The sequence below is a fragment of the Adhaeribacter terreus genome (genome assembly GCF_042657365.1).
GTDB classification, from domain to species: domain Bacteria; phylum Bacteroidota; class Bacteroidia; order Cytophagales; family Hymenobacteraceae; genus Adhaeribacter_A; species Adhaeribacter_A terreus.
The window spans coordinates 119,902-133,450 of sequence record NZ_JBHSKT010000002.1 but is presented as its reverse complement, the minus strand read 5'-3'; the positions used below and the strand labels follow the sequence as shown (position 1 = coordinate 133,450).

The window sequence follows — 13,549 nt, the reverse complement described above, 5'->3', positions numbered from 1 at the left end:
CGCAATCAATTTCCTAAAAAACAACGAAAGACCTATATTTACCCGAACCCGTTATAATTACCCTTTTACTTCCGAAAAAATGCGTTTTCACAAATTTTTGCTTCTATTTTTACCTTTTTCCCTGCTTTTCTCCTGCTCAACAGATTCTAAAAAGGTCGAAACCGTTAAAATAGATCATTCTAAAACCCAACCGGTACCCGTTCCGGAAACTCCTGCCATTGACCCGAAAGTAATTGAAGCCGAACAATATTCGCTGGCACCGGGAAGGGCCGGAAAAATAAAGGTAAATATGTCTTCCGATTCGCTGAAAAAAATGATCTCGGCCGAAAATCTGAAAGCGGTGCAGCGTGAACTGGAAGGCGTGCCTTATACGGCTTTCGAATTGCGCAACCCCAAAACCGGCGATAACCTGTTATTGCTGGCCGAAGAAAGTTGCGCCAACGACAAATGCACCATTTTCCGGATCCGGGTGCTGAGCCCGAAATTCAAAACCGAAAAAGGAATACGGGTGGGTTCTACATTTGCTGAAGTGAAAAATGCGTATGCGCTGTCGTTCGTAGGCTTGGGTGAAACGGATTTTGTGGCGGTTTCCGATGCGAATAAAATGACCTTTACGCTCGATATTACCAATTTCCCTCCCAAACATTTGGACCGCATTTCGCAAGATGAAATTCCGGATTCTACGAAGGTTACGAGTATTATGCTGTTTTAAACAATTCAGAAAACATGAAACTCCTCCGCAACTCCTACCCTGCCCGCGATTTTGGTTTGCTCATTCTCCGGATCGGTATCGGTATCATGTTCATGCTGCACGGCTTGCCCAAAATGACCGGCGGCCTGGAAAAATGGACAGCTATTGGCGGCTCTATGGAAACGGTGGGCATTGATTTTATGCCTGCGTTCTGGGGATTTATGGCGGCTTTCGCCGAATTAATTGGCGGCGCGCTCATAATCTTGGGTTTGTTTTTCCGGCCGGTTACCGTTTTGCTTACCATTACTATGATTGTGGCTGCACTGAAACACGGCGCCGCCGGCGATGGTTTTAAAGGTTATTCACACGCGGTAGAACTGGGCATTTTGTTTTTCAGCTTGTATTTCATTGGACCAGGCAGGATCAGTTTAGATGCGAAATATTTTCCAGGGGAACCGTTGCGGTAGATAAATTGATCGGGAATAGAAAAATGATCAGATAACGTAGAGGCAAGGCAATGCCTTGTCTCTACGCGTATCGGATTTATGTTCTCGTATTCTTTCATACTTTTTCTATCTAAAACCTTATCATTTTTCCTTCAATAATCTAATTAAACTACTTCTTTCTATGAAATTCAAATTCTTCTTCGGACTACTAAGTCTTTTAATAATTTCATGCACACAGAAGAGTAAGAACGAAGCTACTTATGCTAAGCAAGATATCACTGAGATACCTTCGCCAATAAAGCAATCACCAATTGATACGTCAAAAATTGCAGTAATAGAATTTGATCAAACAGGAAATTGGCCATTCGATAATAGCTGTAAACCCATTTCACTTTCAAAAAACGAACTTATTGTAATTGACAGCCTCCTTCATATATGTGCTAATAACTACAATAAACAGCTTGAAGAAATTGTAAAAAAATCTTACAAAATCGATTTCAAAAATTACAACTACAAATTGCAATACGTAGCTGTAGTTAATAATAAAGGGGAGAAAGAAGTTTGGATAAATGGATTTTGCGATCCATTAGACCATAATTGGAAAAAAGAAATCATCCACGTTAAGGATGGCGGGAATTGCTTTTTCAATCTAAAAATTAATTTATCTACAAAATCTTGCTCAAATATTTCTGTAAATGGCTATACCTGACTTTTCCCACGCAAAACCCTATCGTTTTTTCGTAAATTCCGGCCATGAAATGGCAACTGCTTTTACTTTTCACCTGCATTTCCCTACCCTTTATGGCTGACGCTACTAAAAAACCTGACCTGAAAACGCCTTACGAAAAAGGCAACGGCAACCAGACCGCAACCTACGCCGAATGCATTGACTATTACAAAAAACTCGACCAGGCTTTTCCGGAAATAAAGCTGCGCGAATACGGCAAAACCGACGTGGGCAAACCGCTGCATTTGGTTATTTTATCCACGGAAAAAGTGTTTGAGCCGGAAAAGATCCGGAAGCAGAACAAGCGCATTTTATTTATTCAGAACGGCATTCATCCCGGCGAACCCGAAGGCATTGATGCGAGCATGATGCTGCTCCGTGACCTGTTGCAAAAGCCTGAGTGGAAGCAGCATTTGCAGAATTTAGTCATTATTGTAACGCCGGTTTATAATATCGATGGCATGCTGAACCGCAATTCGGGCACGCGCGCCAACCAGCTCGGGCCAGAAAGTTACGGCTTCCGCGGCAACGCCAGAAACCTGGATCTGAACCGCGATTACATTAAAACCGAATCGGGCAACGCGAAGGCTTTTCAGGAAATTTTTCAGGAATGGCAGCCCGATATTTTCGTGGAAACGCACACTTCCAACGGCGCCGATTACCAGTACGTGATGACTTTAATTGCCACGCAGAAAGACAAACTGCAACCGGTTTTGGGCAATTACATGCATAACGAAATGCTACCCGAACTTTACGCCGAAATGCAGAAAGCCGGCTTCCCGATGATCCCGTACGTGAATTCTAAAGCCGAAACGCCGGAAAGCGGGATCGTAGATTTTCTGGAAAGCCCAAGATACAGCACGGGTTATGCTGCGCTGTTCAACACCATTGGGTTTATGCCGGAAACGCACATGCTCAAGCCCTTCAAACAGCGCGTGGAAAGCACGTACAAACTGCTGGAGATCTACATCAAAATGGTGAACCGCGACGCCGAAAAAATCGGCAAACTGCGCGCGCAAGCCTGGGCTGAAACGCTGAAGCAAACGCAATTCCCGCTGAACTGGAAACTGAACGAGCAAAAGTCGGAGCAGATACCGTTTCAAGGTTTTGAAGCCGGCCACAAAAAAAGCGACGTTTCCGGCCAGAACCGTTTGTACTACGACCGCAACCAACCTTTCGAACGCAAGATCTCTTATTTCAACACCTACGAGCCGAATGTAACCGTTTCCAAACCAGAAGCTTACATTATTCCGCAAGCCTGGCCCGAGGTAATTGACCGCCTGAAACGCAACGGCATTAAAATGCAGCAACTGAAAAACGATAGGTTTTTGGCGGTAAAAACTTACTACATAACCGGCTACGAAAACCTGAAACGTCCGTTTGAAGGGCATTACCTGAACTACAACGTGCAGGTGCGCACCACAGATCAGAACTGGCAATTTTACGAAGGCGATTACGTGGTTTTCACCGATCAGCAAAACGTGCGCTACCTCCTGGAAACGCTTGAACCTCAGGCTTCCGATTCGTTTTTCGCCTGGAATTTCTTCGACAGCATTTTAGGCCGCAAGGAATATTTTTCTCCCTACATTTTTGAAGACACCGCCGCCGAATTGTTGCAAAAGAATTCGCAACTGAAAGCCGAACTGGAAAAAGCGATCGCCGAAAAACCGGAACTCAAAACCGACGCCTACGCCCAACTCGATTTCATATACCAGCGCTCCGAACATTACGAAAATACGCACCTCCGTTATCCGGTGGTTCGGGTAGAAGAAGCATCGGAATTGCGGCAGGTTTTAGGAGGAAAACGGTAGCGCTTTGGGTAGGAAAAGTTTCGGTTGAAATGAAGAAGAAACTTTTAATTTTTCTTTTTATTCTTTTTACTTTAGGTATAGGTGCATATTATTTAATGCCGAAGGTAATTCTGATGTACGCATGCGCAGAAGGTGGAGGTAGATATGACTTTAAAGAATCTAGATGTATTCCTTATGATGAATTGGAGAAGGAAAAAAATCTTCAAAACCATTAGGTAAAAGAAATTATTGCGTCATTCTGAGCTTGTCGAAGAAACTAATGGGTACTTCTATGGAATTTTGAGCGCCTGAGCGAGAAATTCCTATCGCTTTAAATCTGAGATTAGTTTTCGTGCGGGTTCGGTATGCGATAGTTCCCTCGGCTTCGCTCGGGATGACGCAATAAATCCCCTTTTAAATTACTCACTTTTCCACCCAAAAACGATAGCGTTTTCACCAGAAAAACTATCTTTTGCAAAAAACACAAACTCACTTGGCAAACGTTTTAGAAATTCAGGGTTTATCGAAAAACTACGGATCGGTGGCGGCGTTGCAGAACGTCAGTTTTTCGGTGCCGCAGGGTAGCATTTATGGCTTGCTGGGGCCGAACGGCAGCGGCAAAACCACCACGCTCGGCATCGTGCTCGACGTGCTGAACGCTTCCTCCGGCAGTTTTCAGTGGTTCGGGCAACCGTATTCTTCGGCCAGCAAACGTCGTATTGGCGCCATTCTGGAAACGCCTAATTTCTACCCGTATTTGTCGGCGTACAAAAATCTGCAGATCGTGGCCGATATTAAAAAAGCCGACCACCGGGAAATTGAAAAAGTGCTGGATATAACGGGTTTGCTGCAACGCCGGAATTCTCCTTTCAAAAGTTTTTCGCTGGGCATGAAACAGCGTTTGGCTTTGGCGGCAGCTTTGCTCGGAAATCCGGAAGTTTTGGTTTTGGATGAACCTACGAATGGCCTCGATCCTCAGGGAATTGCCGATGTGCGCGAACTGATCCGGAAAATTGCTTCGGAAGGAAAAACGATCATCATTGCCAGCCATTTGCTCGACGAAGTTGAAAAAGTGTGTTCGCACGTAGCCGTTTTGCAGAAAGGTGTTTTAAAAGCTGCCGGCCCGGTTTCGGAAATTCTCGCGCAGCAGGATCAGGTTTTGGTTTCGGTGGCACAGACTGAAATCGCACTTTCTTTGCTCAAAACCCTACCGTTTGTCGAGAACATTATTCCGGAACGCGAATGGCTGAAACTAACCCTGAAACAAGGTTTTTCCAGCGCCGATGTAAACCGTTCGCTCTTCGAAAACAACCTCGTAGCCAGCCAGTTGGTCGTGCGTAAGAAAAGCCTGGAAAGCCAGTTTTTGGAGATTGTGGGGAAGTAGTTTAATGTGCTGATTTTTTAATGTGCTAATGTGCTATTCATCTGGAAAATGGTAGACTTTAGGTTTATAAAAGTCAATTGAGAATTTTTAATTTTCCTGTAGCATCCTGCTACAGGACGCTACAGGAAAAAATTGATTTATGAGATAATTTATTTTTGATGCATTTCCAAATAGCATATTAGCACATTAAAAAATTAGCACATTAAATAACCAAATTCAGCGTTTTCAGGTAAATAGCTCAAACCAAAGGAGCCATTCCTTACGCATGAAAAAAACACTATTATTCCTCCTCATTTCCCTGCAACTGGCCGGCTGCGCGCGGGTCCGTTCTAAAGTACACGAAGAAAAAGGCGAAGCCAAACTGGAAGCCAACGATCCGGAAGGCGCAATTGCGCAATTCGACCGGGCCATAAAACTGAAACGCGAAGACGGTGATCTGTACCGTAAACGCGGCATGCTCAAATTTGAACTGAAAGACCTGGAAGGTGCGCTTTCTGATTTGAATTCCGCGGAAATGTACAACGCCGCCGATGCCGAAACTTATAAAACCCGCGCCGACATTCACGTTAAAAACAAAGAATATAAAAAAGCCCTGCCCGATTACGACAAAGCTATTTCTCTGAAACCGAATTACGAAGCGGCTTACAATAACCGCGGTTTGTGCAAACTGCGCATGCGCAATACGCGAGGCGCGCTGGCCGATTACAACAAAGCCATTGAAGCCGATCCGGGCTACGCGCACCCGTACATGAACCGCGCGAACATCAAATTCAAAAATAAAGAATACCGGCCGGCGCTGAACGATTACAACAAAGCGCTGGAACTGGATAATTCTTTAGCCGAAGCTTATTTTAACCGCGGCGTGTTGAAACGCATTGTGGTAGATGCGCCGGGCGCCTGCGCCGATTGGCGGAAAGCGAAGGAATTAGGCCTGGAAAAAGCCGATGGCTACATAAAAAGATATTGCCGCTAAGCATTTTTTTACGAACTTCCGGTTCCTAATCTAACATCCTAAAACTATGCTCACGCTCCTCCGCACCGAATACCGGAAACTGTTGCCTTACCGTACTTTCTGGGTCATTCTCGGCATTTTCACGGGTTTGCTTTTCCTGATCGTGCGCTCGGCAGCCAGCATTACCATAAACGGACAAACGGCAGGTCCGCAGCTTTACAACTTCCCCGATATCTGGCAGCGGCTCACGTATATTGCGAGTTACTTCAATTTGTTGCTTGGCATCCTGGTCATCATTCTCATTACCGACGAATACAGTTTCCGCACGCTCCGGCAGCAAATTATAGACGGTTATTTCCGGACGGATGTGATTGCTTCCAAACTGCTGGTACTGCTTTCCATCGCGCTTTTTGCAACGCTGGTGGTTACTTCGCTTGGGCTGGGTTTCGGGGTTTCGGCTACAGAAAACGCATCGGCGCAGCAGATAACCGGCAATATGATGTACCTGATTTACTACTTCGCTCAAACGCTGGGTTATATGACGCTGGCTATGTTCGTAGCCTTTCTGGTAAAGAAAAACGGCCTGGCCATCATCGCGTTCCTGCTGTATTTCTTCGTAGAATGGATCATTCGTTTCAAAGTTGACGATTCCGTGAACCAGTATTTTCCGGGCAAAGTTTTAAACAGCCTCGCTCCTAACCCAACCCAATCTCTCATCGATTCGGCGGTTGGAATTACAACGACAGCACTTACGCCCCAGCAAGCCATTTTCCCGGCCGTTTTGTATATCGTTTTGCTGGTAGCCGCGTCTTATTTCCTGCTCAAATCCCGCGACTTATAAATTGAGTTTTTAACACCAAAACGCTACCTTTTTTCCTGAAAATCCTGAAAAAAATATTTTCCTGATTTTTGCGATTTATTTCTGCACAACCCTAACCTGTAATGCCTAAAAACGGTATCGGGAAAGAAGGAAAAAGTCTAAGCCTGCTCATCAGTTTTAAGCAAGGCCGGTAATTTTCCTGTTCCTGCATACTATATGGAAATTCCTTTACTAGGCGATATTATTGTAATTCTGGGTTTGGCAGTATTCGTAATTCTGATCTTTCAGAAACTACGGATGCCAACCATCCTGGGCTTGCTCATTACCGGTTTAATTGCGGGTCCGTCGGGCCTCAACCTGGTAAAAGCATCGCACGAAGTAGAAATGCTTTCGGAGATCGGCGTCATTCTGCTGCTCTTTATTATTGGTCTGGAGTTTTCGCTCAAAGAACTGATGGCCATTAAGAAATATGTGCTGATCGGGGGCGCAACCCAGGTTTTTTCCACTATTCTGGTAGTAAATCTCATTGGCTACGCACTTGGTTTTTCAACTTCCGAAGCGTTATTTCTGGGCTTTTTATTTTCGCTTAGCAGCACGGCCATTGTCCTTAAACTTCTTCAGGATCGCCGGGAAGTAAATAGTCCGCACGGACGAATGATCCTGGCCATTCTTATTTTTCAGGATATTATTGTGGTACCCATGATGCTGGTAACGCCGCTCATGGCCGGCAAATCGGACAACATTCTTTTTTCCGTTATCTTCCTGGTACTGAAAGGCTTACTAATCGTAGCAATTGTATATGTATCTGCACGCTACATCGTCCCGAAATTGCTTTTCCAAATCACCAAAACCCGCAGCAAAGAACTTTTTCTGCTCAGTACCATTGTAATTTGCCTGGCCGTAGCCGGACTTACTTCCAGCATGGGGCTTTCGCTTTCGTTGGGGGCTTTTCTGGCCGGTCTCATTATTTCCGAATCTGAATACAGCCACCAGGCTACCAGCACCATTATTCCGTTCCGCGAAGTTTTCAGCAGCTTTTTCTTTGTTTCCATCGGTATGCTGCTCAATCTTCATTTTTTGGCCGATCACATTGGTTGGGTACTTTTCTTTACGGTTTTAACCTTTGTGACAAATAGCTTTATGGGCGGCATTGCAGCTTTCGTACTCGGTTTCCCGACGCGCACTACTATTCTGGTTGGTTTTTCGCTGTTTCAGGTGGGGGAATTTGCCTTTATTTTATCGAAAGTAGGTCTTGAAAATGGCTTGATGGACAGCCTGAGCTACCAGTATTTTCTTTCCGTTTCGGTGCTGACCATGGCCTTTACGCCGTTCGTAATTTCGCAAGCCAATCCGTTTGCTACCTGGGTGCTGCGCCATTTACCCAAAGGCTGGGCTCGCCCCGAAAAACAAACCAGCATGGCCGACGAGTACAACGACCATATTGTGATCATCGGGTATGGGCTTACCGGCCAGCACATTGCGCGGGTGGCACGTCAGGTGGGTATTCCCTACAATATTTTAGAACTGAATTCAGAAACGGTAAGGCGCGAAAGGGCAAAAGGCGAACCCATTTTTTACGGCGATGCGGTCCATGCCATTATCCTTAACCACTTGGGTATTCAGCGGGCGCGGGTAGCAGTAGTTGCCATTTCCGATCCTAAAGCCACGAAGCAAACCATTGCCAATATCCGGAGCCTGAGCAGTACCGTTCATATTATTGCGCGCACTTCATTTGTATCGGAAATGACTGAAAATTTACGGATGGGCGCTGACGAAGTGATTCCTGAAGAACTAGAAACTTCCATCGAAATTTTTACCCGCGTGCTCGATAAATACCTGGTGCCCCGCGATGAGATCATAACTTTTATAGAACGCATCCGGTCGGGGAATTATAGCATGATGCGTTCTTTTGCAACGGAGCAATTTTTACCTTTCATCTCCTCTCTAGATCTGTCCGGCATGACCACAGCCGCCCTGAAAACTTCCCCGGAAAACAAACAGATCATTGGCAGAACCGTCGAAGAATTAAACTTACGGACGCGCTACGGCATTACCATTCTGGCCATAAAACGAAAAGATGCCTTAATAGAAGAAGTGAACCGTGATACGGTAGTACAAGCCGGCGATTTGTTTTATGTATTCGGCCGGAAAGAAAATCTTCTGCTTTTTGAGCGGGCTCTGAAAAATAATGAAGAACAGCAGAAAATACCCAGAAAAACAGATAACTCTGATGGGAATTAAATTTTTTTTTGGCTACGGCAAGCTGTTAGCATACGCCACAATGCGGCTCAGATCAATGGGATCGTTAAATTCAAGTTTGTTGCTTTTAGCGAAAGCGGTAATTTGTTTTTCCTTTTTCGGGAAAGCGGCCGGCAGGTCCTTTTTGGGGTTACGCAGCGGAATAATGCGTTCATCGGCGGTGAGCAGATAAAATTTCTCCACCCTGGTTTCTACCGCCTGTCGCGTACCCGGATAATTGGCATACGCCGAAAAATTATCGACCCGCCGCTCTATTTGTTCGCGCAGCAGCAGCGTTTTATTGCCAGGTTGCAGCGCCACAAAAAACGCCGGCGACTTAAAATTACTGTAATCTTTGTCGTGATTCCACATCAAGCTCCGGTATTCGCGCTTAAAATCCAGCGGGCTGTTTCTCCGACGGCGAAAAAACCGATTCGTTTCCTGTTCATTTTCCACCGCAAAGCTTTTTACATTCACCGCTGTAAAGGTACTCACACTGCCATTAGCCTGCGTGATCCGCACAATATCGTTCGGTAAAGTAAGGGTAATCGGGCCCTGAATGGTATCGCCGGAATTTAAAACCAAGGTTCCGGTACGCCACGTTATTTCATATTGATTCTGCTGCGCTATTCCTGAAAACGGTAGGAAAAACGCGGCAAAAAGTAAGAAAAGTATCTTATAAATATCTGAGGTTCTGGATCGCATAGTAATCTGAATTTCTTTCAATAAACGAATAATCCGGCTGATTCTTACCTGTTATTTACTAACTTTTATGGCTCTTGTTTAGTTCTTAACAGTAATCTGAATATAGCGAAAAAAGAAAGCCCCAGGTAAAAACCCGGGGCAATTCAAAAAAATTATACAATACAAAATGCTAGGAAAAACGCTTCAAAAAGTAGTGCCATCAGTTTGAAGTGTTTCCTTGTACAAAAATTTAAGCGCCTAAAATGGTATGGCCCAGTTTATCGCGCTTCGTAGCTAAATACTTTTTATTATGCTCGTTAGGTTTAATTTCGATTGGCAGCGATTCCACTATTTCTAGGCCGTAACCCACCAGGCCGGTACGTTTTTTCGGATTATTCGAAATTAAGCGCATTTTACTAACCCCAAGCTCCCGCAGAATCTGGGCACCCACGCCGTAATCGCGTTCATCCATCCCGAAACCAAGTTCCAGGTTTGCTTCTACGGTGTCGCGGCCTTGTTCCTGCAGTTTGTAGGCTTTCAGTTTATTCAGCAAGCCAATGCCGCGACCTTCCTGGTTCATGTAAACGATTACGCCTTTGCCTTCTTTTTCGATCATATCCATGGCTTTGTGCAACTGAGGGCCGCAATCGCAACGGCACGAACCGAAAATATCGCCGGTTACGCAGCTGGAGTGCACGCGCACCATTACAGGTTCGTCTTTCTCCCAAGTGCCTTTTACTAAAGCCAAATGTTTTACACCGTTGTTTTTCTGCGTGAAAGCATACAGATCGAAGTTGCCGTGTTCGGTTGGCATTTGAACCGCAATTTCCAGGTTTATGAGGCTTTCCTGCTGCAAACGGTACTGGATCAGGTCTTTAATGGAGATCAGCTTCAGGTTGAAACGTTCGGCTACTTTTTCCAGGTCTGGTAAACGCGCCATGGTGCCGTCTTCGTTCATGATCTCTACCAATACACCAGCCGGCTCGAAACCAGCTAAACGCGCCAGATCTACGGCTGCTTCGGTGTGGCCGGCACGTCGCAGAACGCCTTCTTTCTTAGCACGCAGCGGGAAAATGTGGCCCGGCTTACCTAAACTTTCCGGATCGGTATTCGGGTCTACCAGCGCCTGAATGGTTTTGGCGCGGTCTGAAGCGGAAATACCGGTGGTGCAGCCGTGGCCGATCAGGTCTATAGAAACGGTGAAAGGCGTGGCGTGCAAAGCGGTATTGCGGCCAACCATCAGCTCCAATCCCAGTTCTTCGCAGCGTTCTTCTACCAGCGGCGCGCAAATCAAGCCGCGGCCGTGGGTTGCCATAAAGTTGATGATTTCCGGGGTTACCGAACGGGCTGCGCAAACAAAGTCGCCTTCGTTCTCGCGGTCGTCATCATCCACCACAATTATAACTTTTCCAGCCTTAATATCTTCAATGGCTTCTTCTATGGTATTGAGCATTGTATTATTGGTTACGTTTTGTTGGGGTCCAGACGCTGGTCTTTACGCCGCTGCGGTAACGGAGCCAGCCTTGCAAAAGGGCCAGGTTCATGCCGTAGAAGTGCGTAATAAACCGGAACAACCGGACGTGTATATTCTTTTTTTTCAACAACCAATCCAGCAGGATAGTTGCCGGCAGCAACAGTTGCCCCGCAAAGGTCAACTTATAAAGCCAGCCTTCGGAAAGTAATGCAAAATTGCTGAAAAAAATCAGGAGCAGCAAAAATGGCGTGTACCAGCGGATCACTTTGTGCGAAAGAAAGGAAAAAGCCAGCCCTGTGAACGGCGGCCAGAGCAAATGTCGAAACGTATGCAGGTTCTGAAAATTACCGGTAGAAATGCGCACTTTGCGGCGGAATTCTTCGGAAAGCTGGTTCGAAACGTCTTCGTAGCAAACGGCCTGAAGTTCGTTTATGGCTTTTTTGCCCTGCTCCAACACCTTGAGTGAAAGGTAAAAATCATCGACAATAAAGTTTTGCGGCGTAGGCACAAAGTTGGCGCGGCGCATGGCAAAACAACCGCCAAAAGCGCCCATCATGGTTCCCCAAAGCACGCCTTCCTGGTATTTCATCAGGTTTTCGCGCTGCAAATACGCTTTTTCCTGCACCGAAATGCCTTCGCGCTTTACTTCCTGGTTCAGAATATTGCCGCCCACCAAACCAATTTCCGGATTCTTAAAATGCTTTACCAGCTGAAAAATGGTGTGCTCATCGAAGAAAACGTTGGCATCGGTATGGATCAGGATGGACGCTTTGGTTTCCTGCGCTAAGTGATTGATGATGCCAATTTTACCGGTGCGCGCCGCAAACGGGAAAAACTGAATTTCCGGAAACTCGGTTTTTAAGCGTTCTACAATAACGTTTGTGGCATCGGTAGAATTATCGGAGCCGATGTAAAGCGCAATTTTAAGGCGTGGATAATTGGTGCGGAACGTGCTGCGGATCTTTTCTTCGATCACGGCTTCTTCGTTATAAGCGGCCAGCAAAACAGCAACTTCCGGCAGTTCATCCGTTTCTGAAAATACCAATTGGTACTGTTTTTTCCCGGCAGAAAGCATTTTTAACAGCAGCGGAAAAAAAAGGTACGTGTGCAGCACTAGCAAAACCGAAACCCAGAAAAGTATTCCGATCAGGATCATGCGCGGTGCTGTTCGTAAAGTTTCAGGAATTTGCGGATGATGCGCTTGTTGTCGTACACCTGCGCGGCTAGTTTTTGAGCGTTTTCGCCTACCGTTTTTACCGGCAAACTACCTTCGTAATAGTCCGTTATGAATTTTACCCAGGCTTCCGGTTTTTCGGAAATGAGAATGTCTTTGCCGCTTTCGCAGAAAATGCCTTCGGCGCCAACCGGCGTGGTTAAAATGCATTTGCCCAAAGCCATGCCTTCAATAATTTTAATGCGCATGCCGCCGCCGCTTAACAAAGGCACCAGCATCAGGTCATATTGCTGCATGAATTCCGGCGCGGAAGGCACAAAACCGTGTACCGTTACGTTCGGCAAATTCAGTTCCAGCAAATGTTTGGGCGGCGATTTTCCGGCAATATGCAGCTCGAGTTTTGGCAGCGTTTTGGCTACCGTTTTCCAGACATTTTCCAAAAACCAGTCAATGCCTTCCAGGTTCGGCAACCAATTCAACGAACTGATAATAAACAAACTATGCGACTTCGGCTTAATTTCCGGGTTGGTTTGAAAGCGCGAAATCTCTACGCCCGCCGGAATAAATTCTATTGGAACGGTACAGCCCAATTCGCGCATCCGGTTTTTGTCTTCTTCAGTAATGGCGGCAATGGCGCTGAACTTATTGAGGTAGGTTTTTTCGAAGTTTTTGATACCGTTTGCCAGGTATTTCAGGTAAATTTTCTTCAGCAAATTTGGCTCGTTCGCGGCCAGTCTTTCCCAAATCAAATATTCCACATTATGCGACCGCATGATAACCGGCGCTTTGTTCAATTGCTTCAGCAAGTCTACGTAATACGCCACAAACAAGCCTTCCACCTGAATAATATCGAAAGTTTCTTTTTGCAGCAATTCGGTTAAAGCGCGCTCCACATCCTTGGAAATGAACCGCTCAATGTTGTAAGGAACGGCCTTAAATAGGTTGAAAAAAGCCTTGTGCTTGGAAAGATCGGTGTTTACCGGAACGGCAATGACGTGCGCTTTATCTTCCAGCACCTGCGCCGGCTGAAAATGCTTGGGCGTGTTGATGGCCAGCACTGTTACTTCGTGCCCTTCCGCGTGCAGATTGCTGGTAACGTCGTACATGGCAATGGCGCCACCATCGTGAGGCGGGTACGGAATGCGCGGACAAAGCTGAAGTATTTTCAA

At 45.9% G+C, this 13,549-nt stretch carries 13 protein-coding genes; 9 read left to right on the top strand and 4 right to left on the bottom strand.

All coding sequences use genetic code 11. The features are described from left to right. Positions 1-79 precede the first annotated feature (79 nt). The 9 genes from ACFPIB_RS03530 to ACFPIB_RS03490 all read left to right on the top strand — a co-directional run bounded on the left by ACFPIB_RS03530 (position 80) and on the right by ACFPIB_RS03490 (position 9,051). Positions 80-712 (top strand): hypothetical protein, encoded by a 633-nt coding sequence (locus ACFPIB_RS03530; RefSeq protein ID WP_378016048.1) that lies wholly within the window; start codon positions 80-82, stop codon positions 710-712. A gap of 14 nt (positions 713-726) precedes the next feature. Then, on the top strand, positions 727-1,158 hold the full coding sequence (locus ACFPIB_RS03525; RefSeq protein ID WP_378016047.1) for a DoxX family protein: 432 nt from the start codon (positions 727-729) through the stop codon (positions 1,156-1,158). 160 nt (positions 1,159-1,318) lie between these two features. Beyond that, on the top strand, positions 1,319-1,846 hold the full coding sequence (locus ACFPIB_RS03520; RefSeq protein ID WP_378016046.1) for a hypothetical protein: 528 nt from the start codon (positions 1,319-1,321) through the stop codon (positions 1,844-1,846). A 44-nt stretch (positions 1,847-1,890) separates the two neighbouring features. After that, entirely contained in the window at positions 1,891-3,675 is a 1,785-nt protein-coding gene (locus ACFPIB_RS03515) for a M14 family metallopeptidase (RefSeq protein WP_378016045.1), read from the top strand. Between the two features lie 29 nt (positions 3,676-3,704). Continuing rightward, entirely contained in the window at positions 3,705-3,890 is a 186-nt protein-coding gene (locus ACFPIB_RS03510; RefSeq protein WP_378016044.1) for a hypothetical protein, read from the top strand. A gap of 257 nt (positions 3,891-4,147) precedes the next feature. After that, positions 4,148-5,038 carry an ABC transporter ATP-binding protein gene (locus ACFPIB_RS03505; protein ID WP_378016043.1) on the top strand — a complete coding sequence of 297 codons (891 nt, stop codon included), beginning with the start codon at positions 4,148-4,150 and terminating at the stop codon, positions 5,036-5,038. 265 nt (positions 5,039-5,303) lie between these two features. After that, positions 5,304-6,011, top strand: coding sequence for a tetratricopeptide repeat protein (locus ACFPIB_RS03500; protein WP_378016042.1), 708 nt, complete (start codon positions 5,304-5,306; stop codon positions 6,009-6,011). Positions 6,012-6,057: 46 nt separating this feature from the next. Next, positions 6,058-6,831 carry an ABC transporter permease gene (locus ACFPIB_RS03495; protein WP_378016041.1) on the top strand — a complete coding sequence of 258 codons (774 nt, stop codon included), beginning with the start codon at positions 6,058-6,060 and terminating at the stop codon, positions 6,829-6,831. A 195-nt stretch (positions 6,832-7,026) separates the two neighbouring features. Further along, positions 7,027-9,051, top strand: coding sequence for a monovalent cation:proton antiporter family protein (locus tag ACFPIB_RS03490; RefSeq protein WP_378016040.1), 2,025 nt, complete (start codon positions 7,027-7,029; stop codon positions 9,049-9,051). Positions 9,052-9,063: 12 nt separating this feature from the next. On the opposite strand, the gene ACFPIB_RS03485 is transcribed toward ACFPIB_RS03490, so the two are convergent. The 4 genes from ACFPIB_RS03485 to ACFPIB_RS03470 form a co-directional block, all read right to left on the bottom strand. Continuing rightward, positions 9,064-9,753, bottom strand: coding sequence for a hypothetical protein (locus tag ACFPIB_RS03485; protein WP_378016039.1), 690 nt, complete (start codon positions 9,751-9,753; stop codon positions 9,064-9,066). Positions 9,754-9,982: 229 nt separating this feature from the next. Beyond that, the gene (locus ACFPIB_RS03480) at positions 9,983-11,185 is read right to left on the bottom strand and encodes a bifunctional 3,4-dihydroxy-2-butanone-4-phosphate synthase/GTP cyclohydrolase II (protein ID WP_378016038.1); all 1,203 of its coding nucleotides are present in this window, start codon (positions 11,183-11,185) and stop codon (positions 9,983-9,985) included. A 4-nt stretch (positions 11,186-11,189) separates the two neighbouring features. Next, positions 11,190-12,362, bottom strand: coding sequence for a glycosyltransferase (locus tag ACFPIB_RS03475; protein WP_378016037.1), 1,173 nt, complete (start codon positions 12,360-12,362; stop codon positions 11,190-11,192). Beyond that, positions 12,359-13,549 carry a glycosyltransferase family 4 protein gene (locus ACFPIB_RS03470; RefSeq protein WP_378016036.1) on the bottom strand — a complete coding sequence of 397 codons (1,191 nt, stop codon included), beginning with the start codon at positions 13,547-13,549 and terminating at the stop codon, positions 12,359-12,361. Before ACFPIB_RS03470 ends, ACFPIB_RS03475 begins: the two co-directional genes overlap by 4 nt.

Excerpts from the sequence above, each read along its gene's own strand:
- ACFPIB_RS03490 (WP_378016040.1), top strand. The coding sequence starts at position 7,027 with ATGGAAATTCCTTTACTAGGCGATATTATTGTAATTCTGGGTTTGGCA.
- ACFPIB_RS03525 (WP_378016047.1), top strand. The coding sequence starts at position 727 with ATGAAACTCCTCCGCAACTCCTACCCTGCCCGCGATTTTGGTTTGCTC.
- ACFPIB_RS03510 (WP_378016044.1), top strand. The coding sequence starts at position 3,705 with ATGAAGAAGAAACTTTTAATTTTTCTTTTTATTCTTTTTACTTTAGGT.
- ACFPIB_RS03515 (WP_378016045.1), top strand. The coding sequence starts at position 1,891 with ATGAAATGGCAACTGCTTTTACTTTTCACCTGCATTTCCCTACCCTTT.
- ACFPIB_RS03480 (WP_378016038.1), bottom strand. The coding sequence starts at position 11,185 with ATGCTCAATACCATAGAAGAAGCCATTGAAGATATTAAGGCTGGAAAA.
- ACFPIB_RS03495 (WP_378016041.1), top strand. The coding sequence starts at position 6,058 with ATGCTCACGCTCCTCCGCACCGAATACCGGAAACTGTTGCCTTACCGT.
- ACFPIB_RS03520 (WP_378016046.1), top strand. The coding sequence starts at position 1,319 with ATGAAATTCAAATTCTTCTTCGGACTACTAAGTCTTTTAATAATTTCA.
- ACFPIB_RS03500 (WP_378016042.1), top strand. The coding sequence starts at position 5,304 with ATGAAAAAAACACTATTATTCCTCCTCATTTCCCTGCAACTGGCCGGC.
- ACFPIB_RS03530 (WP_378016048.1), top strand. The coding sequence starts at position 80 with ATGCGTTTTCACAAATTTTTGCTTCTATTTTTACCTTTTTCCCTGCTT.
- ACFPIB_RS03485 (WP_378016039.1), bottom strand. The coding sequence starts at position 9,753 with ATGCGATCCAGAACCTCAGATATTTATAAGATACTTTTCTTACTTTTT.
- ACFPIB_RS03475 (WP_378016037.1), bottom strand. The coding sequence starts at position 12,362 with ATGATCCTGATCGGAATACTTTTCTGGGTTTCGGTTTTGCTAGTGCTG.